This window comes from Pinisolibacter sp. (genome assembly GCF_036782435.1).
In the GTDB taxonomy this organism is placed as follows: Bacteria; Pseudomonadota; Alphaproteobacteria; order Rhizobiales; family Ancalomicrobiaceae; genus CALBKH01.
This window is the reverse complement of record NZ_DAIPZB010000003.1, coordinates 15,415-39,679: the sequence shown is the minus strand read 5'-3', so window position 1 is coordinate 39,679 and position 24,265 is coordinate 15,415. Positions and strand designations below refer to the sequence as shown.

Annotated in this window: 23 protein-coding genes; 15 read left to right on the top strand and 8 right to left on the bottom strand. The window is 68.6% G+C overall.

Annotated features, from left to right (window positions below; genetic code table 11):
* Nucleotides 1–172 precede the first annotated feature (172 nt).
* The 6 genes from V7Q42_RS01840 (at nt 173) to V7Q42_RS01815 (ending at nt 7,707) form a co-directional block, all read left to right on the top strand.
* Complete coding sequence (locus V7Q42_RS01840) at nt 173–2,215, top strand: tetratricopeptide repeat protein (protein WP_333822018.1); 2,043 nt, start codon at nt 173–175, stop codon at nt 2,213–2,215.
* Between the two features lie 8 nt (nt 2,216–2,223).
* The gene (locus tag V7Q42_RS01835) at nt 2,224–3,147 is read left to right on the top strand and encodes a 4-(cytidine 5'-diphospho)-2-C-methyl-D-erythritol kinase (protein ID WP_333822016.1); all 924 of its coding nucleotides are present in this window, start codon (nt 2,224–2,226) and stop codon (nt 3,145–3,147) included.
* Between the two features lie 89 nt (nt 3,148–3,236).
* The gene (locus V7Q42_RS01830) at nt 3,237–4,901 is read left to right on the top strand and encodes an anti-phage dCTP deaminase (RefSeq protein WP_333822015.1); all 1,665 of its coding nucleotides are present in this window, start codon (nt 3,237–3,239) and stop codon (nt 4,899–4,901) included.
* Nucleotides 4,894–5,391 carry a hypothetical protein gene (locus V7Q42_RS01825; protein ID WP_333822013.1) on the top strand — a complete coding sequence of 166 codons (498 nt, stop codon included), beginning with the start codon at nt 4,894–4,896 and terminating at the stop codon, nt 5,389–5,391. The genes V7Q42_RS01830 and V7Q42_RS01825 overlap by 8 nt, the downstream gene beginning before the upstream one ends.
* Nucleotides 5,392–5,522: 131 nt before the next feature.
* Nucleotides 5,523–6,476: an ArgK/MeaB family GTPase gene (locus V7Q42_RS01820; protein ID WP_333822012.1), complete on the top strand. Its 954-nt coding sequence runs from the start codon at nt 5,523–5,525 to the stop codon at nt 6,474–6,476.
* Nucleotides 6,477–6,696: 220 nt separating this feature from the next.
* Complete coding sequence (locus V7Q42_RS01815; RefSeq protein WP_333822010.1) at nt 6,697–7,707, top strand: hypothetical protein; 1,011 nt, start codon at nt 6,697–6,699, stop codon at nt 7,705–7,707.
* Between the two features lie 87 nt (nt 7,708–7,794).
* On the opposite strand, the gene V7Q42_RS01810 is transcribed toward V7Q42_RS01815, so the two are convergent.
* A complete protein-coding gene (locus V7Q42_RS01810; RefSeq protein ID WP_333822008.1) occupies nt 7,795–10,530 on the bottom strand; it encodes a DUF2339 domain-containing protein in 2,736 nt (911 codons plus the stop codon).
* A gap of 74 nt (nt 10,531–10,604) precedes the next feature.
* Here V7Q42_RS01810 and V7Q42_RS01805 point away from each other — a divergent pair, with 74 nt between their 5' ends.
* The 5 genes from V7Q42_RS01805 to V7Q42_RS01785 all read left to right on the top strand — a co-directional run bounded on the left by V7Q42_RS01805 (nt 10,605) and on the right by V7Q42_RS01785 (nt 14,124).
* A complete protein-coding gene (locus V7Q42_RS01805) occupies nt 10,605–11,042 on the top strand; it encodes an ArsR/SmtB family transcription factor (RefSeq protein ID WP_442958154.1) in 438 nt (145 codons plus the stop codon).
* The gene (locus V7Q42_RS01800) at nt 11,039–11,560 is read left to right on the top strand and encodes an arsenate reductase ArsC (RefSeq protein WP_333822006.1); all 522 of its coding nucleotides are present in this window, start codon (nt 11,039–11,041) and stop codon (nt 11,558–11,560) included. The genes V7Q42_RS01805 and V7Q42_RS01800 overlap by 4 nt, the downstream gene beginning before the upstream one ends.
* A 14-nt stretch (nt 11,561–11,574) precedes the next feature.
* Nucleotides 11,575–11,997, top strand: coding sequence for an arsenate reductase (glutaredoxin) (gene arsC, locus V7Q42_RS01795; protein ID WP_333822004.1), 423 nt, complete (start codon nt 11,575–11,577; stop codon nt 11,995–11,997).
* 30 nt (nt 11,998–12,027) lie between these two features.
* Entirely contained in the window at nt 12,028–13,080 is a 1,053-nt protein-coding gene (arsB, locus tag V7Q42_RS01790) for an ACR3 family arsenite efflux transporter (RefSeq protein ID WP_333822002.1), read from the top strand.
* 81 nt (nt 13,081–13,161) lie between these two features.
* Nucleotides 13,162–14,124 (top strand): hypothetical protein, encoded by a 963-nt coding sequence (locus V7Q42_RS01785; RefSeq protein ID WP_333821999.1) that lies wholly within the window; start codon nt 13,162–13,164, stop codon nt 14,122–14,124.
* Between the two features lie 77 nt (nt 14,125–14,201).
* On the opposite strand, the gene V7Q42_RS01780 is transcribed toward V7Q42_RS01785, so the two are convergent.
* Together V7Q42_RS01780 and V7Q42_RS01775 are read right to left on the bottom strand one after the other, a co-directional pair.
* Nucleotides 14,202–15,152, bottom strand: coding sequence for a DnaJ C-terminal domain-containing protein (locus tag V7Q42_RS01780; RefSeq protein ID WP_333821997.1), 951 nt, complete (start codon nt 15,150–15,152; stop codon nt 14,202–14,204).
* Between the two features lie 145 nt (nt 15,153–15,297).
* Nucleotides 15,298–15,801, bottom strand: coding sequence for an RT0821/Lpp0805 family surface protein (locus tag V7Q42_RS01775; protein ID WP_333821995.1), 504 nt, complete (start codon nt 15,799–15,801; stop codon nt 15,298–15,300).
* Between the two features lie 18 nt (nt 15,802–15,819).
* On the opposite strand from V7Q42_RS01775, the gene pdxH reads away from it, so the two are divergent.
* Nucleotides 15,820–16,461: a pyridoxamine 5'-phosphate oxidase gene (gene pdxH, locus V7Q42_RS01770; RefSeq protein WP_333821993.1), complete on the top strand. Its 642-nt coding sequence runs from the start codon at nt 15,820–15,822 to the stop codon at nt 16,459–16,461.
* Between the two features lie 13 nt (nt 16,462–16,474).
* Here pdxH and V7Q42_RS01765 read toward each other — a convergent pair whose 3' ends face one another.
* Together V7Q42_RS01765 and V7Q42_RS01760 are read right to left on the bottom strand one after the other, a co-directional pair.
* Complete coding sequence (locus V7Q42_RS01765; RefSeq protein WP_333821991.1) at nt 16,475–17,443, bottom strand: magnesium transporter CorA family protein; 969 nt, start codon at nt 17,441–17,443, stop codon at nt 16,475–16,477.
* 225 nt (nt 17,444–17,668) lie between these two features.
* Nucleotides 17,669–17,839 (bottom strand): hypothetical protein, encoded by a 171-nt coding sequence (locus V7Q42_RS01760; RefSeq protein ID WP_333821989.1) that lies wholly within the window; start codon nt 17,837–17,839, stop codon nt 17,669–17,671.
* 413 nt (nt 17,840–18,252) lie between these two features.
* On the opposite strand from V7Q42_RS01760, the gene V7Q42_RS01755 reads away from it, so the two are divergent.
* Complete coding sequence (locus tag V7Q42_RS01755) at nt 18,253–19,881, top strand: long-chain-fatty-acid--CoA ligase (protein ID WP_333821987.1); 1,629 nt, start codon at nt 18,253–18,255, stop codon at nt 19,879–19,881.
* Nucleotides 19,882–19,934: 53 nt separating this feature from the next.
* Here V7Q42_RS01755 and V7Q42_RS01750 read toward each other — a convergent pair whose 3' ends face one another.
* Nucleotides 19,935–20,813 (bottom strand): aldo/keto reductase family oxidoreductase, encoded by an 879-nt coding sequence (locus V7Q42_RS01750; RefSeq protein WP_333821986.1) that lies wholly within the window; start codon nt 20,811–20,813, stop codon nt 19,935–19,937.
* A 93-nt stretch (nt 20,814–20,906) separates the two neighbouring features.
* On the opposite strand from V7Q42_RS01750, the gene V7Q42_RS01745 reads away from it, so the two are divergent.
* Complete coding sequence (locus V7Q42_RS01745; RefSeq protein ID WP_333821984.1) at nt 20,907–21,818, top strand: LysR family transcriptional regulator; 912 nt, start codon at nt 20,907–20,909, stop codon at nt 21,816–21,818.
* Nucleotides 21,819–22,030: 212 nt separating this feature from the next.
* Here the strand turns inward: V7Q42_RS01745 and V7Q42_RS01740 are convergent, their stop codons facing one another.
* Nucleotides 22,031–22,615 (bottom strand): Tll0287-like domain-containing protein, encoded by a 585-nt coding sequence (locus V7Q42_RS01740; protein ID WP_333821982.1) that lies wholly within the window; start codon nt 22,613–22,615, stop codon nt 22,031–22,033.
* A 202-nt stretch (nt 22,616–22,817) separates the two neighbouring features.
* Nucleotides 22,818–23,099, bottom strand: coding sequence for a DUF3297 family protein (locus V7Q42_RS01735; RefSeq protein WP_333821980.1), 282 nt, complete (start codon nt 23,097–23,099; stop codon nt 22,818–22,820).
* Between the two features lie 250 nt (nt 23,100–23,349).
* Here V7Q42_RS01735 and V7Q42_RS01730 point away from each other — a divergent pair, with 250 nt between their 5' ends.
* Nucleotides 23,350–24,129: a DUF1499 domain-containing protein gene (locus V7Q42_RS01730; protein ID WP_333821979.1), complete on the top strand. Its 780-nt coding sequence runs from the start codon at nt 23,350–23,352 to the stop codon at nt 24,127–24,129.
* Nucleotides 24,130–24,265 lie beyond the last annotated feature (136 nt).

The window sequence follows — 24,265 nt, the reverse complement described above, 5'->3', positions numbered from 1 at the left end:
CTCCGAAATCGTCGGAGGCGGCCGGAATCGCGGTGGCTTCGCTTCGACCGCGGGCTCGCCCGCGGGAATCGCCGCGATCGATCGGCTGCGCACCCGTCCCCGGCGGCGGCGTCGGCCGAGGATCGGGTGTTCGGCCGAACGTCCGCGCCGACACCCTGGGAGCTTCCCGCGCATGAACCGTGACTTCGAGAATTGCCGCCGCGACCCTTCGTCGCCCGTCCCGTCGACGACGGCGCCGCGCCGCCGCGGTCGTGTGAGTGCCGTCTTCGCCGCACTCGCACTCCTCGGGGCCATGGCTTCGGGTGGCGCCGAGGCGAAGCCGATGGTCGACCTGCTCTCGGTGTTCACGCCGCCGACGCTCGCCGGCACCTATCTCGCCGGCCGCCATGCCGGTTCGGCGCGCGACATCGCCGCCGCGGCCACCTATTTCCAGACCGCGCTGGCCATGGATCCGGGCAACCCGGTGCTGATCGAGCGCACCTTCCAACTGCTCGTCGCCGACGGCCGCATCAAGGATGCGCTGCCGATCGCCGAGCGCCTCGTCACCCGTGACAAGGGCCACGCCCTCGCCCGTCTGGTGCTCGGTGTCGACGCGCTGAAGCGCGGCCAGTGGGACCGCGCCCGCAGGCAGTTCGGCGAGACGACGCCGCGGCCGCTCTCGGATCTGACGGTGGCGATCCTCTCCGCCTGGGCCCAGGCCGGCCGGCGCGACACCGGCGGCGCGCTGAAGACTGTCGACAAGGTCACCGGCCTCGACTGGTACTCGGTGTTCAAGGGCTACCACGGCGCGCTGATCGCCGACATGGGCGGGCGCAAGGCGGAGGCGAGCGAGCGCATGAGCGCCGCCTACGCCGGCGACAAGCGGGCGCTGCGTGTGGTCGAGGCCCAGGTGCGCTTCCTCGCCCGTCAGAAGAAGCCGAAGGAGGCTCTGGCGGTCGTCGCCGAATTCGAGAAGACCATCCCCGACCATCCGGTGATCGAGGCGCTCAAGGCCGAGATCGAGGCCGGCAAGATGCCCGCCCCGATCATCGCCTCGCCGCAGGCCGGTGCCGCCGAGTTCCTCTACGGCCTCGGCTCGGCCATGGGCCGTGACGGCGGCGAGGACATCGCCGCCTTCTACCTGCAACTGGCGCTGTGGCTGACCCCCGATGCCGAACTGCCGACGATCGGGCTCGCCGGCCTGCAGGGCCAGTTGAAGCAATACGACAAGGCGATCGCGCTTCTCGACCACATCCCGGCCGGCTCGAAGCTGCGCCCCCTCGCCGACATCCAGATCGGCCGCTATTACGCCGTGACCCAGGACTACGAGCAGGCCTCGAAGCACCTGAAGGCGGTGATCGACCGCACCCCGAAGGATCTCGACGCCATCCAGGCGCTCGGCGACGTGCTGCGCGCCGACAAGAAGTTCGCGGAATCGGCCGACGTCTATACGCGGGCCGTCGACCAGATCGCCACGCCGACCAAGGGCGACTGGCAGCTCTTCTACTACCGCGGCATCGCCTACGAGCGCACCAAGCAGTGGCCGAAGGCCGAGGCCGATTTCGACGAGGCGCTGAAGCTGCAGCCCGACGAGCCGCACGTTCTCAACTACCTCGGCTATTCCTGGATCGACATGGGCCGGAACCTCGACAAGGGGCTGGCCCTGGTGAAGAAGGCGGTCGAGCTCAAGTCCGACGACGGCTACATCGTCGACAGCCTCGGTTGGGCCTACTACAAGCTCGGCCGCTTCGACGAGGCGGTGAAGGAGCTGGAGCGGGCGATCCTCCTGAAGCCCGACGATCCCGTGATCAACGATCACCTCGGCGATGCCTACATGAAGGTCGGCCGCGAACTCGAGGCGACCTTCCAGTGGCGTCACGCCATCGACATGAAGCCCGAGCCGGAAGAACTGCCGAAGATCCAGAAGAAGCTCGACGATCAGTTGGCGGCGCAGAAGGTGGCCGAACGCGAGGCCAAGATCGCCGTCGCCGCGAAGGCCGCCGCCAAGGCGGCCGCCGATGCCGCGGCCGAGGCGGCGGCCGCGACTGCTTCGGCCCTCGCCGCAGAGGTGTCGAAGCCCGGGCCGAGCGACGCGCCGAAGTCCGAGACGCCGGCCGCCGACCCGGCGAAGGCTCCGATGACCGAGACCAAGCCGGCGACCGAAGCGCCGGCGACCGCCCCCGCAGCTCCGGCGGCTCCCGCCGCCGATCCGGCGTCGCCGCCCAAGGCGCAGTGAGCCACGGCATGGGCGCCTCCGCCACGGCAGTCGATCCGCTGGTGGAGGCGGCGCCGGCCAAGATCAATCTGGCCCTGCACGTCACCGGCCGCCGCGCCGATGGCTATCACCTGCTCGACACGCTGGTCGTCCACGGCGTCGCCGCCGATCGCCTGATCGCCCACGGGCTCGGCGAGCCGCGCGCCGGCGACGCCCCGCTGCCGATCACCCTCGCCGTCACCGGTCCCTTCGCCGCCGGTCTCGCGGCGGATGCCGACAACCTGGTGCTGCGCGCCGCTCGTCTCCTCGAAACAGAAGCGCGCCGGTCGAGCCTGCCGGTCGCGCCCGTCGCGCTCACCCTCGAGAAGAACCTCCCCGTCGCCTCCGGCATCGGCGGCGGCTCCTCCGATGCCGCCGCGACGCTGCGCCTGCTGAACCGGGTGTGGCGGCTCGATCTCTCCCTCGAGCGTCTCGCCGAGATCGCTCTGCCGCTCGGCGCCGATCTGCCGATGTGCGTCCACGGCCGCCCGCTGCGCGCCCGCGGCATCGGCGAGACCATCGATCGCCTCGGCGGCTTCCCCGCACTGCCGATGGTGCTGGTCAACCCGGGCGTCGCCGTCTCGACCCCGGCGGTGTTCCGCGCCCTCGAGCGGCGCGACAATCCGGGATTCCCGGATCTCCCGGCGCGCTTCGCCGATACCGACACCCTGGTCGGCTGGCTCGCCGCCACCCGCAACGACCTCGAGGCCCCGGCCGTCCGCGTCGCCCCGGTGATCGGCGACGTCCTCGCCCGCCTGCGCGGCCGGCCCGGTTGCCGCCTCGCCCGCATGTCCGGCTCCGGCGCCACCTGTTTCGCCATCTTCGGCACCGACACCGAAGCGCGAGAAGCCGCCGCGGCGATGCCGGCGGACTGGTGGACCATGGGTCTCGGTCGAGAGTCCGGTGGAGCTTGATTGTTTTTGTCGACAGCACAACCTCGAATCGGCAATCTGGCCCCCGGGGTGGGTTGACGCGGCCCAGCTTGGCGACGGAGGGGGTTATAGTGAAAAGCTCTGCTAAATCAGTTATTTCAGGCGAAATCGCGTCTAGGGAAGTGCAAGAGGTCTCGCCGCTCTCACGCGAATTGGTGATGGGTTTCGTCGGTTATGTGGGATCAGGGTGTTCGACGGCGGCGAAACGTTTGGAGGTTTTGCTCCAAACGGAAGACTACGCGGTCGAATGTATAAAATTGAGTAGCTTGATAGCCCGCCAATCGGGGAGAACCTATTCTGATGGAGACCACGGGGCCGATGCCGGCCGGAAGAGGTTCGACCGTGCGAGCAGTCTGCAGGATCACGGCGACGAATTGAGGGCGGCTCATGGGGATGACGCCGTTGCGGCATTGGCGATCGGAGAGATCAAGCGACTTCGGGACAAGCGCGGATTGGAGCCGGGGCGGACGAAAATCGCGTTCATTCTCGACTCCATCAAACATACCGCCGAAGTCGACCTGTTGCGGAAGGTCTACGATCAATCGTTTCGTCTGGTGGCTGTACATTGCGATCGTACGGCTCGTCGAGCCAGATTGATAGGAAATATTAGAAATAACGTGAAGTACGCAGGTGTGTCTGAGGATGAGGTGCAAACTTACATCGATAGAGATGAAAAAGACGCCAAGAATCACCACGGACAACAAGTCAGAGATGCCTTTTATGTAGCGGATTATTTTTTAGACAATAGCGAAAAATCATCGGGCGGGGAAAATCTGACGGACGATCTGTTGCGATTTTGTAATTTGGTTCTGGGTAATTCGCTTGTCCGGCCGAAAGCCGCAGAAAAGGGCATGTACCACGCCCATTCTGCCGCGCTTCAATCGTCCTGCCTTTCGAGGCAGGTCGGAGCGGCGTTGGTCTGCGAAACGGGGACGCTGGTCGCAACCGGATGCAACGATGTTCCGAAGTTCGGCGGTGGTGTTTATGATGAAGATTGCAAACCGGATCATCGCTGCTTCCGTTGGGAATGGCAGGCGAACGACAAGTCTCAACCAAAATTCCACGGATGTCACAACCAAAGACGAAAGAGTGAGTTGAGGCAGAGGATCGGAACCTGGTTGGCCGAGACACTCGCGCCGAAAGTGGCGGAAGCGGTACACCCGAGCCGACCCGGCGGCTTCGACTTGGCGGGAGGCGAGAGAGCGAAGGTTCAGAAAGCGATCGCCGAACTGTTCAACACGAAGCCGGATCTCCTCGACGGCATGCCCGGCGTCAAGGATCTCATCGAATATTCGCGTTCGATCCATGCGGAAATGGATGCTCTGTTTTCGGCGGCCCGGTCCGGAATTTCGCCGGTGCGAGGGACGCTCTACACGACGACTTACCCATGTCACAACTGCGCACGACATCTGGTGACGGCGGGAATTCGGTCGGTCGTCTACATAGAACCATACGTGAAGAGCTTGGCGAGTGAGCTCCACAGCGACGCGATCCGCAACGAACGACCTAGTTCGACAGCGGGTGAGCGTGCGGACAAGATGGAGATCGTACCGTTCACGGGGGTTGGCCCGCGCATGTACGAGGATTACTTTTTCAAGCGAGTCGAATTGAAGGACGGGAAGGGTGCCTATGTCCCCCCGACGCCGGCAGTCCCGGTCACCGCAGTCCGGCTTCTCGAATTGAGGATCGTCGAAGAAAAAGCGGCACAGCTCGTTCCGGAGACGAATCATGAATGAGGCCAAGATCATAAGGCCGCTGTGTTTTGCACGGGCCTCCACTGAGCCTGTCTCGATCGAAGTGCAGGCTTCGCTCTTCCTCGATCGCACAAGCTGTCGGGGCCTGACGAGTTTCGTGCACATCAATACGTTGTCGGAAGAAATATTACTTAGATTGGTCTCGCGATACGGGATAGCGGTTATAGTAGATCTTCGGCCTCGCCCTGTGTTCGAGCGCCCAAAATTTCGCCACAGAGAGGTTGTCGGGTATTTTTTCACTAGATCTATCAAATATATTGAATATGCGATGATATCTAATGCAGAAATTGATGAGTTTAATATTGAGAAGAGAAAAGAAATATTGCGGAACGCGCTCCCGCTCGGAATGACTTTGTTTCTTTTTGACGATGCCGCCACGGAAAAGGGTTGGGTAGGCGAGATGCGCCATGATGCTCGAATTTCTTCTGAATTCCGGACGGAGATGCATCCGCGGTCCTTGATGGGTCATTGACTGGTGGCGTCGGGGTGGCTGCGAACTTCCGAGGTTCACACGAACATCGTCCCGTTCGAACCGCTCCCGATCCCTCCGACGTCTCGAGTGCGCCCCCTTCACCTCGGGCGTCGCCCGTGCGATCAGGGGGCATGATGAGAGCCGCCATCCCGACCCTCGACGAGATCCGCGCCGGCGGCAAACCGGCGGTCGCCCGCGCCCTGTCGCTGATCGAGATCGCCCACGGCTCGCTCGACCTCGCCCGCCTGCTCGACGCCTGCGCCGCCGATCCCCGCGGCGACGTCCTCGGCCTCACCGGCCCGCCGGGGGTGGGCAAGTCGACGCTGACCAATGCGCTGATCTCCGGCGCCCGCCGCGGCGGTCGCACCGTCGGCGTCGTCGCCGTCGATCCCTCGTCGCGCTTCACCGGCGGGGCGCTGCTCGGCGACCGCACCCGGCTCAGGACCGACCCCGACGACCAGGGCGTCTTCGTCCGTTCGATGGCGGCACGCGACCGGCTCGGAGGCCTCTCCGACCACGCTGTGGCGGCGATCGTGCTGATGCGCGCCGTCTACGATCTCGTCGTCGTCGAGAGCGTCGGCATCGGCCAGTCGGAGGGCGACATCGCCTTCGTCGCCGACACGGTGCTGCTGTGCATCCAGCCGGGCTCCGGCGACAGCCTGCAGTTCATGAAGGCCGGCGTCATGGAGCTGCCCGACATCGTCTGCGTCACCAAGGCCGACATGGGCGAGCCTGCCCGCCGGGCAATGGCCGACGTCGCCGGGGCGCTGACGCTCGCCGACCACGAGCCGGGCGCCTGGATCGCCCCGGTGGTGCTGGTCTCGGCGACGAGCGGGGCGGGGCTCGACGATCTCGCCGCCGCGGTCGCCGGCCATCGCGATCATCTCGCCGAGGCGGGCCGGCTCGATCGCCGCCGCGCCGCCCAGGCCCGCCACTGGGTCGAGGACGCCATCCGGGTGCGCTTCGGCGCGCGCGGTCTCGCGGCGGTCGACGTCGCCGCGGCGCTGCGATCGGCCGAGGGCCCCTTCGGCGCCATCGTCCGCCTCGACGCCGACCTGGAGGCCCGCCTGTCTCCGTCGTCGTGAGCCGCGCCGGATCGCGCCGTTCACCATGTTTCTGCCACATCCGCGCCGACGCGCCGCCACGAACCGCGAAATTCCGCGAAAACGTGCGGTTTCCGCCGTCGCTTAACCTTTTCTCGAGGTTACTCGTCGATCATCGGGTCGTTCGGGAAACCACCTCTCGGTCGTTGCATGTCGGCAACGCCTGCGGTGTGCCCCGCTGGTTCGGAGTTCGTATCGAGTCATGCCGAATGAGCTGAGCCGCCGCCGCGCGGCCCGACGGGTCGGTCTCCTCCCGCGTCTGCGGGCGGCCCCCGTTCTTCTTCTCGGCCTCGTCGCCGTCGCCGTCGTCGGGCACACCCCGCCGACCGAAACGCCCGTCCGCTGGACGGTGCGCGACGCCGGCGCCTGGATGGCCGATTTCGACACCCTCAGAGATCAACGCACCGCCCTGATCGCGGCTGCGTCGCCGGTCGCCGCATCCCCCCGTGGCGACCGCATGGCCGCGGCCCTGTCCGCGCCCGCCCCGCTGTCCTCCGCCGGCGCTCCCCCCGCGCCGGCGGAGGCCGCGCCGGCCCCGATCGTCGTCGCCGAAGCCGATCTCGTCCCGCGCCACGAGCTCAAGCGCGTCCCGCGCGACGTCGTCGATCCCGACGTCACCGGCGCCGTGCCGGGTGTGAAGCGTCCGGCCGTCGTGCCGGTCGAGGTCGCTCCGACCGTCAATCGTTCCGGCAAGGGCGATCGTCTGTTGGCGCCGCAGCCGCTCGGCCGCACCACCGACCGTGACCTCTTCGTCAAGCCGACGCTCGCCACCGTGGCGCCGTCGCAGTCGGGGTGGCCGCCGGTCGTCACCGTCGCCTCGCTGATCGCGCCGCAACCGGCCGAGACGCTGCCCCGTCTCGCCCTCGCCGCGCCCGAGGGCGCCATCGAGGACGGCCGCATCGTCATCGCCATGAGCCGCACCGGGCCCGGCCGCGTCGTCACCCAGTCCGCCGTCGCCGCCTACGGCGATCGCGACGTCGCTCGCGCCAAGAGCCGCGGCCACCCGCTGCTGCCGCCGGTACCGGAATCGCGGATGGCGAGCGCCAACCCGCGCACCACCGTCTGGTCGCAGCCGGCGATGCCGGAGATCGGCTACGCCCGTCGCTCGGCCGATGGCATCCTCGCCCGCTTCCGCGCCGTCCTCGGCGACGAGCCCGATCCCGAGCCGCGCCCGCTGACCAAGGCCGAAGAAGCCGAGAAGATGGGTCCCTGACGGACGACGCCGATCGGCACCGCTGCGATCGGTACCACGGATCTCCTCGGGTGGACGGAAGTTCCTCCCCCCTCGGGCGCCTCGTCCTCACGAGGCGCCCTTTCCGTCTCCGGGCCGGGCGAACAGGAAGCGCTGGTAGACCAGTGCGATGCCGATCAGCACCACGCCGAGGCCGATGAAGGAGAAGGCCCGCCACACGCCGCCGACGTCGGCGAGGTCGATCAGGAAGACCTTGGCGGCGGTGGCCGTCACCACCACGCCGGAGAGCAGGCGGACCGGCTTCGACCCCAGCACCAGCCCGACCACCAGCGTCGCCACGCCGTAGACCAGCCACGCCGCCGAATAGGCCCACATCTCGGCGTCGCTCTCGAACCCGGTCAGGATCTCGCCCTGGAAGGCGCGGCGCACCATCAGCGTCACCCAGACGAAGCCGAGGAGATGGGCGGCGCCGGCGAGGACGGCGACGAGCCACCATGGCCGCCCGGCGAGCCGCGCCATCCGGGCGGTGACGCCGGCGGCGATCGCCGGCAGGAGGTAGCCGAAGAACAGCGCCCCGAAGACGAGCGGTCCGACCGACCGTCCGGTGATGACCGGGTTTTCGGCGCCGACGAGGCCGAGGATCGCGATCGCCGCGGTGAAGAGCGACAGTCCCTTCGACGTCGCATCGATCACCGGCGAGCCGAGTCGCCCGGCCGCACGCTGCGCCCCGGCAGAGAGGAGGAACGCGGTGGTGACGTCGAGACCGAGTTCGACGAGACCGATCGTCGGGGCGAAGAGGTCGCCGCCATGGGTGAGATGGCGGATCTCGACCAGCGCCAGGAGGCCGACGAAGATCAGCGCCAACCCTTCGACGACGGCGCGCCAGATGTCCTGCGGCGTGGTTCGGAACAGCCGCGCGGCGAAGAGCGTCCCGGCCGCCGGTACGCCGTAGCCGAGAAGCAGGGCATTGAAGATCGGCGTCGTCGCGATGTCGCGGGTGATCGCCGGATCCCAGCCGAGCCGGCCGAGAACGACGACGCCGACGACCGCCGTCGCGATGCGCAGCGCGTCGATCGGTCGAAGGGTCCACACCCAGGCGATGGCCGGGACCATCGCGGCGAGCGCCACCGTCAGCGCCGCCCGTTCGAGCGCGATCGCCGCCGCCGTGCCGAGCGCGGCGATGGCGGCGATGGCGTAGATCGCCACCGCGAGCGACGGTCGTTCGGCGCTCTCCCGCCCGATCAGCCGCAGGCAGGCGGCGGTGAAGCCAGCCGCCGCCGCGAGCGCCACCGCGGCATAGCCGAAGTGGATCTCGAAGCTCGCCACCCGGCCCCACACCACGACGAGGAGGAGGAGCGGCAACCCGGTGCCGGCGAGGGCGAACCAGCCGGAGACCCGGTCGGCCTGCGGCGTCGCCCGCCACGCCCCGAAGAAGCCGATCGCGACGAGACCGGCGCCGATCGCGCCGTGCAGGCCGAGGAAACTCGCGATCACCCGCGGCCGCAGCGCCACCAGCCCGTCGGTGCCGATGGCGAAGGTGTCGTTCTCCAGGCTCGCGGCGACGTCGAGCCCCTGGATGACGGCGGCCAGCACCGCGGCGACCGCGGCGATGACGATCGCCGGCGCCACCACCGGGATGCGCCAGGCGAGGCCGGCGAGGCCGATCAACGTGGCGACGAGGACGATCGGCCCGAGCGACCCGGCGCCGCGATCGAAGGCGACGAGGACGAGGAAGGTGGCGGCCGCCAGCGAGACGAGGCCGAAGCGGTCGAAACCCGCGTCTTCGGTCGGCGGTCCCGCCTCGTCGAGCGAGACGACGAGGATCCCCGCGGTGAGCAGGAAGACGCCGAGGGCGTAGACGGCGAGCGAGATCTCGGCGAGGGCGAGGGGGCGGAAGAGGTCGACGAAGACCACCCCCCAGCCGACCGCGAGCGCCAGGGCCGTCGCCGCCACCCACCGCCACAGCCGGATACGGGCGACGCCGAAGGCCGCCGCCGTCACGACGAGGAGGAAGCCGGCGAGCGCCTCCGGTTGCGGCGCATCGGAATGGACCAGCACCGGCGTGCCATAGGCACCGAGGATGCCGAGGACCCCGAGCCACGGGCCGTGGACGAGGGCCGCCGCCATGGTGGCGAGCGCCACGGCGCCGAGCGCGACGAAGGCGAGCGCCGGCCCGAAGAACCCGTAGAGCGCATAGGCCGCCCACACGTCGGCGAAGAGCCCGGTGGCGCCGGCGGCGGTGAGGACGGCGGGGATGTGCGCGGCGGGAAAGCCGGCGAGGACGCCGATGGCGCGGTCGCCGCGGCGGAGCCATTCGCCGGCGCCGATCACCGCCAGCGACGCCGCCGCGCCGAGCAGGAGCCGCGCGGCCGGGCCGAAGAAGCCCTGTTCGATCGAATACTGGACGAGGAAGACGAGGCCGAAGGCGAGCGCCGCCCCGCCGACCCACACCGCCCACCGCGTGCCGATGCGCTCTTCGAGACCGGCGGCCGAGGGCACGGGGGCGTTCGGCGATGCGGCGGGCGTGACGGCCGGTTCCGGTTCCCCGATCGGCCCGACGGCCTCGGCCTCGTCGACCGGTGCGACGTCGGGCGAAGACGTGACCGTCTCCGACGCATCGGCGGTTTCCGCCGTGATCGGCGACTCGGTCTCGATCGGTCGAGGCGCGACCCCGGGCTCCGCCTCCACCGCCGACGCGAGCGCAGTCCGGGCTGCGAGGCTGCGCAGTTCCGCCTCGAGAACCGAGACTCGCCCGCGCAGCGACAGCACCAGCGACAGCGCCAGAAGCGCCATCGCCGGAACGGCGATGATCAGCACGATGGCGAGAGTGATCAGTCCGTCCATGATCCTCGTTCCCGCTGAGCCCGATCCGCCGGCGGAGTGTTCCGCAACTTCGAATGTCTGTCGATGAGAAAGCGATGGTCGCCGACCGCACCGCCGACGCGTCGCTCGCCGACACGTCGGCCTTGCGTCGGCGATCATATTTCTATATTTCCAGAAATATGGAATCGAACAAGATCATCGAGGCCCTCGCGGCCCTGGCGCAGACGACGCGGCTCGCCGTGTTCCGCCGCCTCGTCGCCGCCGAACCGGAGGGCGAGGCGGCGGGCGATCTGGCGCGCGAGCTCGCCATTCCGCCCAACACGCTGTCCGCCCATCTCGCCGTGCTCGCCCGCGCCGGCCTGGTCACCGCCGACCGGCGCGGTCGCTTCGTCGTCTACCGCGCCGAGGTGGAGCGCCTCACCGCCGTGACGACCGCGCTCGTCGCCGACTGCTGCGGCGGCCGGCCCGAACTCTGCAATCCACCGCCGGCCGCCGAATGCCGGCCGTCGCGAAAACCCGAGGTGTCCGCATGACACGGCCTCCCTACGAAGTTCTGTTCCTCTGCACCGGCAACTCGGCGCGCTCGATTCTCGCCGAATCGATCCTGGCCAAGGACGGTGCCGGCACCTTTCGCGCCCATTCGGCCGGCTCGACCCCGCGTGGCGAAGTCCATCCGATGGCACTGAAGGTGCTCGCCTCCTTCGGTTATCCGACCGAGGGCTTCCGCTCGAAGAGCTGGGACGAGTTCGGCGAGCCGGAGGCGCCGGCATTGGACTTCGTCTTCACCGTCTGCGACAACGCCGCCGGCGAAGTCTGCCCGGTGTGGCCGGGACAGCCGATGACGGCCCATTGGGGCATCGAAGATCCGGCGGCGGCGGTCGGGACCCCGATCGACGTCGAACGGGCCTTCGTCACCGCTTTCAAGCATCTGCAGCGGCGGATCTCGCTGTTCCTCGCTCTGCCCGTGGCGTCTCTCGATCGCATGGCGCTGAAACGCGAGATCGACGCCATCGGCCGATCCGAGGGCGCCACCTCGGCCCGACCCGTTTGACCCTGGAGCCCCGCATGTCCGAAGTGACGATCTACCACAACCCCTCCTGCGGCACCTCGCGCAACGTCCTCGCCATGATCGAGAACGCCGGCGTCACCCCGAAGGTGGTGCTCTATCTGAAGACCCCCCTGAGCCGCGACGAACTGGTGGCGCTGATCGCGAAACTGGCCGTGCCGGTGCGCTCGATCCTGCGCGAGAAGGGTACGCCCTTCGCCGAACTCGGTCTCGGCGATCCGTCGAAGACCGACGCCGAGCTGATCGACGCCATCCTCGCCCATCCGATCCTGATGAACCGGCCGATCGTCGTCTCCGACAAGGGCGCCAAGCTCTGCCGTCCCTCCGAGGCGGTGCTCGATCTCCTGCCGGCCCAGAAGGGCGCCTTCGCCAAGGAGGATGGTGAGCAGGTCGTCGACGCCTCCGGCAAGCGCGTCGTCTGACCTCCGATCCGAATACCGAAAGGGTAACCCATGTCCGTCTTCGAACGGTTTCTCACCCTGTGGGTGGGTCTGTGCATGGTGGCGGGCATCGCCCTCGGCCATTTCCTGCCGACGGTCTTCCACGCCGTCGGCAGTCTGGAAGTGGCGAAGGTCAATCTCCCGGTCGCGCTGCTGATCTGGGCGATGATCGTGCCGATGCTGATCCGCATCGACTTCGCCTCGCTTTCTCGCGTCGGCGAGCACTGGCGCGGCATCGGCGTGACGCTGGCGGTCAACTGGGCGGTGAAGCCCTTCTCCATGGCGCTGCTCGCCTGGATCTTCGTCCAGCATCTGTTCCGGCCGTATCTGCCCGCCGACCAGATCGACGGCTACGTCGCCGGCCTCATCCTGCTCGCCGCAGCGCCCTGCACCGCCATGGTCTTCGTCTGGTCGAACCTGGTGAAGGGCGAGCCGCACTTCACCCTGACCCAGGTGGCGCTCAACGACTCGATCATGGTGATCGCCTTCGCCCCGATCGTCGGCCTGCTCCTCGGCCTCTCGGCCATCACCGTGCCGTGGGATACGCTGGTGCTGTCGGTGGTGCTCTACATCGTCGTGCCGGTGATCGTCGCCCAACTCTGGCGCCGGCGGGTGCTGGCGACCGGTGGCGAGGCGGCGCTCGCCGGGCTTCTCGCCCATCTGCAACCCTGGTCGCTGGTGGCGCTCCTCGCCACGCTGGTGTTGCTCTTCGGCTTCCAGGGCGGCGAGATCCTGGCGCAGCCGATGGTGATCGCCCTCCTCGCCGTGCCGATCCTGCTCCAGGTCTATTTCAATGCCGGCCTCGCCTATCTGCTCAACCGGCTCTCCGGCGAAGCGCATTGCGTCGCCGGCCCCTCGGCGCTGATCGGCGCCTCGAACTTCTTCGAGCTGGCCGTCGCTGCGGCGATCTCGCTCTTCGGCTTCCGCTCGGGGGCGGCGCTCGCCACCGTCGTCGGCGTGCTGATCGAGGTGCCGGTGATGCTGTCGGTGGTGTGGATCGTCACCCGCACCGCCGGTTGGTACGAGGCCGGCGCCGGACGCGGCGACGCGCGCGACGTCGCATGAGCCCGTCGGCCATCGACGAGTGATGGAGGTTCGACCGAACCACCGCTATGATCGGCGGGTCAGACGAGGTCGAACCGAACCATGGCAGACGATCCCTTCTCCGCCGGCCTGGAGCAGTTCTCGCGCGCCATGGCGCTGCCGTGGCGGCTGTTCTCCAAGCCGACCGGCGAGGTCTTCCTCGAAGGTCTGCGCCGCCGCAACGTCCTGCTCGACGCGCTGTTCTACGACGTCCGCGTCGTCACCCGGGAGGAAGCCGAGCGTCTCTCGCCGTCCAGGGCGGGGGAGGGAGCGATCCTGATCGTGCCACCCTCCGGCGCCGGTCCGCTCACCGTCTGCTCGACGATCGAGAGTTTCGTCGATGCCGGCGGCGCCGACATCTCGACCCTGACCGTCGCCGGCGTCGGCTCCTCGGCGCTCGGCACCGCGGCCTTCGCTCGCAACGTCGCCGATGCCGTGGGAAAGCCGGTGGCGGCGGTGGTCTCCGGCTATGGTCTCGCCGATCTCGTCACCGAGGCGACCGGCGGCTTCCTGTGGTTCGCCGGGCTCACCACGCTGCATGATCTGTGGGGCCGCCTCGACCGCTCGCTCGACTGGATGCGCGAAGCCGCCACCGATCCGCTCGCCGGCGGTGCCGACCCGGTGGTGGCCGAACGCGACGCCGACGTCGTCCTCGCCCTGTTGAAGGACGACCGGCTCGGCTTCGATCTGATCGTCGCCCATTCGAAGGGCAACATGGTGGTCGGCGAAGCCCTCCACGCCCTCCAGCGCGACGATCGCGCCCGCTCCGACCGGATCGGCGAGACGGTGCACATCGTCTCGATCTCGTCGCGCCAGCAGATGCCGCGCGCCTGCAAGCAGGTCACCGAGATCGTCGGCCGCTGGGACCTGATCGGCAACTTCGCCACCCGCCGCGACGGCCCGCCCGACGTGGTGGTGCCCGACGCCTGGCACCACACCAACACCGATCTCGTCGGTCACTTGCCGGTGACGAGCCTGATGCGGGACGTGCTCGCCGCGGACGCGCCACCGATCGCCGGTCGCTGACGCGAGACCGGCGAAGAACGAAGCCCGGGAACCGTCGTCGGCGCCCGGGCTTCCATGTTCTCATCGATGCGGCCGTCTCACCGCTTCTTGCGCGCCCTGAGGAACGCCTCGAGTTCGGCATCGCCGCCTTCCGGCAAGACGATGCGCGGCTTGACGTAGAGATTGCCGCGGCTGCCCGCCTTGGTCGGCAGACCCTTGCCCTTGAGGCGCAGCGCCTTCGATCCGGTGGTGCCGGCCGGCAGCGTCAGTTCGACCGCGCCCTCGAGCGTCTCCACCCGGACGCGGCCGCCGAGCGCCGCATCCTCGAGGGTGATCGGCACATCGGCTTCGAGGTCGTGGCCGTCGACGTGGAAGATCGGATGGCGCTTGAAGGCGACGGTGACGATGGCGTCGCCGGCCCCGCCGGTGCCCGCGTGACCCTGCGCCTTGAGGCGGATCTGCTGACGGTCGGTCACCCCTTCCGGCAGCGCCACCTCGAGGGTGCGTCCGGTCGGCAGCTCGACGCGGATCTTGTCGCCGTGCGCCACTTCCTCGAGCGACACCTGGGCGGTGACCTCGATGTCCCCGCCGCGCTCGCGCGCCCGCGCGCCGGCGCCCGCACCGCCGCCCATGCCGCCGGGGCCGCCGCGACCGGCGCGGAACCCACCGCGGGCACCGCCGCCGAAGGCCTGTCCGAGAATGTCGGTGAGGAAGTCGTCGAATTCGGCGCCGCCCTGCGCCCCGCCGGCGCGGCCGCCGCCGAAGGGACCGCCGCCGCCGCGGAAGTCGAAGCCGTGGGCGCCGCCGCCGAAGCCGGTGAACTTGGGCTTGCCCTCGGCGTCGATCTCGCCGCGGTCGAACTGCCCCTTCTTGGCGGCATCACCGAGGATCTCGTAGGCCGAGTTGACCTCCGCGAAGGCCTCCTTGGCGCGCGGGTCGTCCTTGTTCTGGTCGGGGTGGTACTTCTTGGCGAGGCGACGGAACGCCTTCTTGATGTCGTCGGCGCCGGCCGAGCGTGCGACGCCGAGCACGTCGTAGGGATCGCGCATCGATGTTACCTCGTCTGGCCTCTTCGGACCCTCGCCGTCGTTCCGACATGCGTCGGCGGCGCCGAATCCGTCGAGCCTCGTTTCGTCGCACCACATGTGGTGTGGTTCGCCGGCGAACGCCAGAGGAAAACGCCGCGCGTCGGCCTCAGCCGGCCGGCTTGGTGGCTGCAGGACCGAATTCCACCAGATCCCACGGCCCGGCATAGCCCTGGCAGGCCCGCCCGCGATAGAGCGCCACGCCTTCGATGGTGGTCAGCGTGGTGGCGAATTCTCGGCACGGCGCGCCGTTGCGCGCCTTCGCCTCGACGAGGTCGGAGATGGTGCCGGAATTGCCGCTCGCCGGATTGGTCCATTCGATCTTGGCGGCGACCGACGGCGCAGCCGTCTCCACCGCGCGGCGGATCACCTCGCCGTCGCCTTCCGGGTCGGGGGCGACCGGCTTGCGGATCGAACCGGTGACGATCTCGTCGGCCGGCGGCCCGTTCTGAGACGAGGTCCAGGCGTTGAGCGGCATCATGATCGTGGAACAGCCGCCGAGCATCGACGAGACCATGAGCAGCACCGCGATCGACGCCGAGCGGCTCTGCGCCGCCCTCGTCTGGCGCGGCGCACCGGGCGCGGTATAGGATGCGGTTCCGAGACCGGCCAAGGTACCCTCCACAAGACGATGACCGACCAATTCAGCGAGAATCCGCCACCCGAGTTAATGTCGGGTGACTTTTCCGGAGCCGACGAGCCCTTCCGGTTGTTTTTCGACTGGATGCGCGATGCGGAGGCCGCGGAACCCAACGATCCCAATGCGATGGCGGTCGCCTCGGTCGACGAGACCGGGCTGCCCGACGTGCGCATGGTGCTGCTCAAGGGCTTCGACGAGGCGGGCTTCGTCTTCTACACCAACTTCGAGAGCAAGAAGGGCGTCGAGCTCCTGGGAAGCCGCAAGGCGGCGCTGCTCTTCCATTGGAAGTCGCTGCGCCGGCAGATCCGCATCCGCGGCCCCGTCGAGGTGGTGAGCGAAGCGGAGGCCGACGCCTATTTCGCTTCGCGCCCGCGTGCGAGCCGCATCGGCGCCTGGGCCTCGAAACAGTCGCGCCCGCTCGAAAGCCGCTTCGCCCTCGAGAAGGCGGTCGCCGAATACGGCCTGCGCCATGCCATCGGCGAGGTGCCGCGCCCGCCCCACTGGTCGGGCTTCCGGGTGGTGCCGACGGCCATCGAGTTCTGGCACGACCGCCCGTTCCGCCTCCACGACCGCATCGAGTTCACGCGGGGCGCGCCCGGCGAACCCTGGGTGAAGACGCGGCTCTATCCGTGATGGTCACGGGTGGTCACAGCCAGCGCTTCCACTTGAACACCGCGAAGGTCGTCGCCACCGAGGCGATCATCAGACCGAGCGCCATCGGGTAGCCCCAAGGCTTGTCGAGTTCCGGCATGCCGTGGAAGTTCATGCCGTAGATCGAGGCGATCAGCGTCGGCGGCATGAAGACCACCGCCAGGATCGAGAAGATCTTGACGATGGTGTTCTGCTCCAGCCCGACCAGACCGAGGGTCGCCGACAAGAGGAAGTTGACCTTGGCGTCGAGCGACTTGGTGTGCTCGGCGAGCGAGCGGATGTCGTGGTCGAGGGTGATCAGTCGTGAGCGCCCGTCCGGATCGAGCCGGTCGCGCCCACCGTGCTCGGCGAGGAAGTGGAACAGGCGGGCGAGCGAGACGATGCTCTCCTCCGCCCGCGACACCGCGCCACCCAGGCTGCCGATCCCGGTGATGGCGTCCTCGAGCCCCTTCTCGCGCTCCCGCCGCGACCGGAACACGGCGCGCGACAGCACCTCGATGTCGGCGCCGATCTTCTCCAGCGCGTCGGCGAGCCGATCGACGATGGTTTCGAGCAGCCCGAGCAGCACGCCGCGGCCGTCGACGAGGCCGAAGCCGGGTCGCTCCGCCCGGTTCCGGTAGATCTCGAAGGATCTGGGCTTCTCGTAGCGCACCGTCGCCAGCCGATTGCCGGAGAGGATGAAGGTGACCGGCGTGAGATGCGGCGTCGCGGTGTCCGAATGGACCTGGACCAGCGCCGTCATGTAGAGGGCGCCGTCCTCGGCGTAGAGCCGGCTCGAAACCTCGATCTCCTCCATCTCGGCCCGCGTCGGCACGGCGACCCCGAGCATCTTCTCGACGTCGGCGTCCTCGTCTTCGGTCGGCTCCAGGAGATCGAACCACACCGCCGGTCCTTCCGGCGGCATGGCGTTGGAGATCGCCGCGGTGATCAGGGCGCCGTCGACGAGGCCGTGGATGGTCAGCATGGTGGGATCCGGCGATGGAGGGCGAGGCGCCGCCCGCGCAACGTCGCGGGCTCGCTCATCGTTATCGCGTCGGCGTGCGGTGGTCGACCGTCGCGCCGGCGCGCGGCGTCGGAAGTCGCCGAAAAGCGGTGGAATGCTCGGAAAAACCGTCGCCGCGGATCGGCGGACCCGCGGCGTCTCCTCGATGACGATACGGAGCGCGGGCGTCGAACGCCCGCGCCGAACTCAGCTCCACTGCTCGGAGCGGCTCTTGACCTTGGGACCCTTCAGGGCGCTGGCGGCGGCCGAAACGGCCGAGATGCCGATCGACTTGTACTGCTCGTCGAGCGTGTCCACCTGGGTACGTGGCTGGGATTCCTGAACGAACTGTTTCGTCGTGATCTTCTCGTCGGACATCCTTGGACCTCTGTCGCCTTTCGCTCCCGAAGAAATCGCCCGTGTCGTCGTCACCGGAATTCTTCTTCGATGGAAGACGTCGTCGTCTCCCGCTCGCCTTCTTGCTTCCCGATTGCGGCGTCTTCGTGTTGTCACACGGCCGACTCGCGAAATTTGCGCCTCTCTCGAGCAGTCGGCCAGATCTCGAGCAGGCGGAAATCTGCCGGTTTGACAGATTCCCCCGAAATTCCACCGGAGCGTGTCACATTTGCATCATGTTGCCGCGCATTCGAGCATGGCGCCGATTTCGGCGAAAGATGTCGTCGCGCGCGCGGGCTCTGGACAGCGGCCGTCGGCGCGAAGAAACTCCCTCACCACGACGTCAATTCGGTTCCGCGAACTGCGGGCCACGTGGTGAGGTGTAGGAGGAAATCATGCTCGGATCGATGATGGATTGGCCGCTGCTCTGCACGAAGATTCTCGACCACGCCGCGGCTCAACATCCCGATCGAACCATCCTCACCCGATCGGTCGAGGGGCCGCTCCACACCACCGACTACGCCACTCTGCGCCGCCGCTCCCTGCAGTGTGCCAAGCGCCTGGAGAAACACGGCATCAGGCTCGGCGACCGGGTCGCGACGCTCGCCTGGAACACCTGGCGCCACATGGAGGTGTGGTACGGCCTGCTCGGCCTCGGGGCGATCTATCACACCGTCAATCCGCGCCTCTTCCACGACCAGATCGCCTGGATCGTCAACGACGCCGAGGATCGCCTGCTCTTCGTCGACCTGACCTTCCTGCCGGTCATCGAGAAGCTGATCGATCACATGCCGACGCTCGAGCAGGTGATCGTGCTCACCGACGCCGCCCACATGCCGGCGACGACGCTGAAGAACGCCGTCGACTACGAGAGTTGGCTGGCGCAAGTCGACGACGATTTCGAGTGGAAGAGCTTCGACGAGAACACCGCCGCCGGCCTCTGCTACACCTCCGGCACCACCGGCAACCCCAAGGGCGTCGTCTATTCGCACCGTTCCAACGTCATCCACGCCTGGCAGGCGTCGACCCCCGACATGATCGCCTGTTCCGCCCGCGACGTGATCATGCCCGTGGTGCCGATGTTCCACGCCAACTGCTGGTCGATCGCCTTCACCGCGCCGCTCAACGGCACCGCTCTGGTCATGCCGGGCGCCAAGCTCGACGGCGCCTCGGTCTACGAGATGCTCGAGGTCGGCAAGGTGTCGGTCACCGCCGCGGTGCCGACCGTGTGGCTGATGCTCTTGCAGTACATGGAATCGAAGCAGCTGAAGCTGAACCATCTGAAGCGCGTCATCATCGGCGGCGCCGCCTGCCCGCGCGCCATCACCGAGAAGTTCGAGAAGAACTACGACGTCCGCGTCGCCCACGCCTGGGGCATGACCGAGACGAGCCCGCTCGGCACGGTCTGCGGCCTCAAGCCGGAGACCGCCGATCTCGACCTCGAAGGCCGGCTCGATCTCCAGGTCAAGCAGGGCGTGCCGCCGTTCGGCGTCGAGATGAAGATCACCGACGACGCCGGCAACGCGCGTCCCCACGACGGCAAAGCCTTCGGCCGCCTGAAGGTGCGCGGACCGGCGATCGCCGGCGGCTACTTCAAGGGCCAGGGCACCGAGAACTTCGGCCCCGACGGCTTCTTCGACACCGGCGACGTCGCCACCGTCGACGCCAACGGCTACATGCAGATCACCGACCGCGCCAAGGACGTGATCAAGTCGGGCGGCGAGTGGATCTCGACCATCGATCTCGAGAACCTCGCCGTCTCCCATCCCGACGTGATGGAAGCCGCGGTGATCGGCATCGCCCACCCCAAGTGGGATGAACGCCCGCTGCTCGTCATCGTCCCCAAGGCCGGCAAGTCGCCGACCCGGGACGAGATCCTTGCCCACTACGAGGGCAAGATCGCCAAGTGGTGGATGCCCGACGACGTCGTCTTCGTCGAGGACATCCCCCACACCGCCACCGGCAAGATCCAGAAGATGACCCTCCGCGACCGCTTCAAGGACTACGTGCTGCCGGGGGCGTGAGTGTTCGGAGGCCATCCGGGACCGATGGAAGGATCCCGGATGGCGCTCGACCGTCACGCAGCCGCGGTCCCCGCCACCCGGTCCAGGTCCGTCATCGCGTTCTCCGGCAGAACCAACTCGGCCGCCGCCAGATTCTCCTCGAGATGGGTGCGAGACGAGGTGCCGGGGATCAACAGGATGTTGGGAGCGCGACGGAGCAGCCAAGCGAGCGCGACCTGCATCGGCGAGGCGCCGAGCCGTGCCGCGACCTCGGACAGGATCGACGACTGGAGCGGCGTGAAGCCGCCGAGCGGAAAGAACGGCACATAGGCGATCCGCTCGCGAGCGAGATCGTCGATCAGCGCATCGTCGGCTCGATGCGCCAGATTGTACCGGTTCTGCACGCAGACGACGTCGGCGATCCGGCGCCCTTCGGCGATCTGCGTCGCCGTGACGTTGCTGAGGCCGATGTGGCGCACCAGACCCTGGCGCTGCAACTCGGCGAGCGCGGTCAGCGGCGCCTCGATCGACCCTTCCGCCGGCCCGTGGACATCGAACATGAGGCGCAGATTGACGACCTCGAGGACGTCGAGCCCGAGATGGCGCAGGTTGTCGTGAACGGCCCGCGTCAACTCCTCCGGCGAGAACGCCGGCAACCAGGCTCCGTCGGTGCCGCGCCTCGCGCCGATCTTGGTGACGATGACGAGGTCGTCGGGATAGGGCGCGAGCGCCTCGCGGATCAGCCGATTGGTGACGTGCGGCCCGTAGAAATCGCTGGTGTCGATGTGGTCGACGCCGCGCGCCACCGCCTCGCGCAGAACCGCGAGCGCCGCAGCGTGATCCTTGGGGGGGCCGAAGACGCCGGGCCCGGCGAGTTGCATGGCGCCGTAGCCGAGCCGCTTCACCGAGCGGTGGCCGAGGGGGAAGGTGTTCGTCGGATCAGTGGTGGACATGGGTACGCTCCTCTGTCGTACCCGAGAGATAGTCGTTGAACGGGATCGCGATTATCCGGCACAATCTGCACGGTCTGTGCGGAGTTGCGAACAATGAAGGCCGAATTCGATGACCTGGCCGCCTTCGTCGCCGTGGCGCGTGCCGGCGGATTCCGGGACGCGGCGCGGGCGAGCGGCGCCAGCCCGTCCGGCCTCAGTGAAGCCGTCCGCCGCTTGGAGGCGCAACTCGGCGTCCGGCTTCTGAACCGGACGACGCGCAGCGTCGTTCCGACCGATGCGGGCTCGGGTCTGCTCGCGCGGCTCGGTCCGGCTTTCGCCGAAGTCGAAGCCGCCCTCGACGTGGTGAACGGCTTTCGCGATCGCCCGGCAGGAACGCTGCGTCTCAATGTTCCGGTCAGTGCCGCCCGACTGATCCTGCCGCGTATCGTCCCGGCGTTTCTCGCGGCCTTCCCCGACATCCGTCTCGAGATCGTCACCGAGGAGAGCTTCGTCGACGTTCTCGCCGCCGGTTGTGATGCCGGAATCCGCTACGACGATCGGCTCGAGCAGGACATGATCGCCGTGCCGATCGGTCCCCGCGTTCAGCGCTTCGCCGCCGCCGCCTCCGGCGCCTATCTCGCGCGGCGGGGGTACCCCGAGCATCCGCGCGATCTACTCGGTCACGACTGTCTGCGTGGCCGGTTCGCCAGCGGAGCGACACCTCCGTGGGAATTCGAGCGTGACGGTGAATTGGTGCGGGTCGACCCCACCGGGCCGCTGATCGTGCGGGTGGGAGGAGGAATCGATCTGGCGGTCGACGCGGCGATCGCCGGGCTCGGGGTCGTCTACTTGTTCGAAGACTGGCTGCGCCCGCATCTGACGAGTGGGGTGCTCGAGCCCGTCCTCGAACCCTGGTGGCAGCCCTTCTCCGGCCCGTATCTCTATTATCCCGGACGGCGCCTCGTGCCGGCGCCGCTGAGGGCCTTCGTCGACTTCGTCAAGGCCTCGGGCGCATCGGTTCGATGACCGGCGCCCTCCGGCCCGAACCATCGATCCCGCCGAGCAGGTATCGCGCGCCGATCGGCCGCGCGATCGAACGGCCGAACCGCGTGGCCGGCCCGAGAGCCCGTATCGACGAGAGGACGACGCCGACGGTCCGGACCGGCTCCGCATGCGGGTCGGGCGCGGTACCCCGGTCGGCGCGTATCACGCACGCGTACCGGGGCGCCGCCCGCCGCTCACTTCAGAACCTTGGTCACCGTGAAGGCACCGCGCAGTTCGCCCGGGGTGAAGCCGGTCGCCTGATCGTGCGGATAGCGCTTGGTGAGCTCCGCCTTGATCTCCGGCTTGAGGTCGGTGCCGTGGCAGGCCATGCAGGGCTCGGCCGCCATCGGGATCGCCTTCATGTAGCGGAAGTGCTTCTCGCCGCCGACTTGGACCACCTCGGCATGGTCGAGCGTCGCCGGGTCGGCGCCGGCCTTCATCTTGGCGGCGAAGTCCTCCAGCACCTTGCGCTCGAAGGCGTCCGGGGCGTTGCCCTCGTTGCGCACTCGGAGCGCCGTGCGGGCGACCTTCAGCCCGTGCGCGGACGACTGTTCCGAGGCGATGGTCGGCGCCGCCTGCTGGCAGGTCTCGATCGCCGCCACCGGGCCGCCGGTCTTGAGCGCCCCGACCAGCGCCGGTTTGAGGCTCTCGCCGAGCCCTTTCACCGCGGCGCGAGCCTCGGCGACGAGCGCCGCATCGGGCGTCTCGGCGAAAGCCGGTGCGGCGACCGCGAAGGTCGCGGCGAGGAGAAGAGCGGAGCCGAAAGCGCGATACGTCATGATGATTCTCCCCGATCGTCGAAAGGTCCTGAGGAGATGGCGATCGAATCGCCGCTCGAGAACCCCCAGATCGGGGGGAGCGACGCCTTGCCGCTGTCGGAGGCGTCGCGGCGAGGGCGCCTGCCTCGCGCCGTGGCACGAGGCGTTCGTCGCTCGCGAAGGTCCGCCGGACCTTCGCGCCCGGCTCGAGAGCCGGGACCGCTCACTCCTTGAACCACACCTCGACGTCGCCGGTGAGCTTGATCAGCAGCGGCCGGCCGCGACGGTCGACGCCCTTGCCGACGGGGACGCGGATCCACCCTTCCGAGACGCAGTACTCTTCGACGTTGAACTTCTCGACGCCCTTGAAGCGCACGCCGACGCCGCGCTGCAGCGTCTCGCTCGAGAAGAACGGGCTCGCCGGATCGGCGGTGAGGCGATCCGGCGGGGTTTCGACGGCGGCGGTCGCGGGGGTTTCGGTTTCGGTCTCGGGCGTATCGGTCATCGGTCGTCCTCGTCGGGTGGCGCAGGCGCGCGGGATCGGTCGGACGCCGTCATGCCCGGTTTCGCCGCCGACGTCAAAGCCGCACGATCCGCTCGCCGGGGCACGGGTCTGCGAGCCGGCGTGGCGTCGTCTCTCCCGCCGCCGGTCTCCCTCGCTCGCCTCCCGATACCGTGGTAAGGGAGGCGACCGGCCGGGTGGGGGCGAATCCTCGCTACGGCGCTCTCGTTCGCCGTCCTCGCCCCGGAGCCCCATGGTCTTTCGCCCGCCCGAGCGCCGCTCCCTGATCGCCGGTTGGAGCCGTTGGCTCGGCGCCTTCTCGGTGCCGGTGCTGGTCATCGTCACCATCGCCCACCGCGCGGGGATGATGCCGACGAACCAGGCGTTGGTGCTCGTCGCGGCCGCCTTCGGCTTCGCCGCCGTGGCGCTGGTGCTGGCGCTCGTCGCCGCCGCCTTCATCTGGCACGACGGTCGTCGCGGCGGTCGCGACGCGGCGATCGGCGCGATCTGGGCGGTGCTGGCGCTGTCGCCGGTCGTCTATCTGGCGGTCGAGTGGGTCGACTTCCCGAAGGTGACCGACGTCTCCACCGACGCCGTCGATCCGCCGCTCTATCGCGAGGCGGCCTTCCTGCGCGCCGGACGCCTCGCCTCGGCCCGCCCGCCCTCGCCGGAGGAGCGCGCCCGTGTCCATGCCGCGTGGCCGGAGATCGTCACCCGCCGCTTCTCGGTCGGCTCCGACCTGCTGTTCTTCGTCACCCGCCGCCTCGTCGAGGAAGAGGGCTGGCAGGTCACCGAAATGCTCCAGCCCACCGGCGACGGCGAACGCGGCCGCATCGAAGCGGTGGCGCGCACCCTGATCTTCGGTTTCGAGGACGACGTCGTCGTCCGTGTCCTGCCCGAGCCGTCGGGCAGCCGCATCGACCTGCGCTCGTCGATCCGCTGGGGAAGTCACGATTTCGGCCGCAACGCCCGTCGCATCCGCGGCTTCCTCGACGAACTCGATCGCCGGGTGGTGGCGAGCTACGGACGCTGATCGGACGATCGGACGAAAGCGGTGCGTCGCGCGACGGCGATCCGGTTCATACCGAGTTCACGAAATTCGGACTCGTCCGAATTTCGTGGGTTGCGGCCTGACCGGCCGACGCCCGTTCGGGCTTGCCTTCGCTGAT

Coding starts and splice junctions, on each gene's coding strand:
- V7Q42_RS01840 (WP_333822018.1), top strand. CDS start 173: ATGAACCGTGACTTCGAGAATTGCCGCCGCGACCCTTCGTCGCCCGTC.
- V7Q42_RS01835 (WP_333822016.1), top strand. CDS start 2,224: ATGGGCGCCTCCGCCACGGCAGTCGATCCGCTGGTGGAGGCGGCGCCG.
- V7Q42_RS01825 (WP_333822013.1), top strand. CDS start 4,894: ATGAATGAGGCCAAGATCATAAGGCCGCTGTGTTTTGCACGGGCCTCC.
- V7Q42_RS01820 (WP_333822012.1), top strand. CDS start 5,523: ATGATGAGAGCCGCCATCCCGACCCTCGACGAGATCCGCGCCGGCGGC.
- V7Q42_RS01815 (WP_333822010.1), top strand. CDS start 6,697: ATGCCGAATGAGCTGAGCCGCCGCCGCGCGGCCCGACGGGTCGGTCTC.
- V7Q42_RS01810 (WP_333822008.1), bottom strand. CDS start 10,530: ATGGACGGACTGATCACTCTCGCCATCGTGCTGATCATCGCCGTTCCG.
- V7Q42_RS01805 (WP_442958154.1), top strand. CDS start 10,605: ATGGTCGCCGACCGCACCGCCGACGCGTCGCTCGCCGACACGTCGGCC.
- V7Q42_RS01800 (WP_333822006.1), top strand. CDS start 11,039: ATGACACGGCCTCCCTACGAAGTTCTGTTCCTCTGCACCGGCAACTCG.
- arsC (WP_333822004.1), top strand. CDS start 11,575: ATGTCCGAAGTGACGATCTACCACAACCCCTCCTGCGGCACCTCGCGC.
- arsB (WP_333822002.1), top strand. CDS start 12,028: ATGTCCGTCTTCGAACGGTTTCTCACCCTGTGGGTGGGTCTGTGCATG.
- V7Q42_RS01785 (WP_333821999.1), top strand. CDS start 13,162: ATGGCAGACGATCCCTTCTCCGCCGGCCTGGAGCAGTTCTCGCGCGCC.
- V7Q42_RS01780 (WP_333821997.1), bottom strand. CDS start 15,152: ATGCGCGATCCCTACGACGTGCTCGGCGTCGCACGCTCGGCCGGCGCC.
- pdxH (WP_333821993.1), top strand. CDS start 15,820: ATGACCGACCAATTCAGCGAGAATCCGCCACCCGAGTTAATGTCGGGT.
- V7Q42_RS01765 (WP_333821991.1), bottom strand. CDS start 17,443: ATGCTGACCATCCACGGCCTCGTCGACGGCGCCCTGATCACCGCGGCG.
- V7Q42_RS01760 (WP_333821989.1), bottom strand. CDS start 17,839: ATGTCCGACGAGAAGATCACGACGAAACAGTTCGTTCAGGAATCCCAG.
- V7Q42_RS01755 (WP_333821987.1), top strand. CDS start 18,253: ATGCTCGGATCGATGATGGATTGGCCGCTGCTCTGCACGAAGATTCTC.
- V7Q42_RS01750 (WP_333821986.1), bottom strand. CDS start 20,813: ATGTCCACCACTGATCCGACGAACACCTTCCCCCTCGGCCACCGCTCG.
- V7Q42_RS01745 (WP_333821984.1), top strand. CDS start 20,907: ATGAAGGCCGAATTCGATGACCTGGCCGCCTTCGTCGCCGTGGCGCGT.
- V7Q42_RS01740 (WP_333821982.1), bottom strand. CDS start 22,615: ATGACGTATCGCGCTTTCGGCTCCGCTCTTCTCCTCGCCGCGACCTTC.
- V7Q42_RS01735 (WP_333821980.1), bottom strand. CDS start 23,099: ATGACCGATACGCCCGAGACCGAAACCGAAACCCCCGCGACCGCCGCC.
- V7Q42_RS01730 (WP_333821979.1), top strand. CDS start 23,350: ATGGTCTTTCGCCCGCCCGAGCGCCGCTCCCTGATCGCCGGTTGGAGC.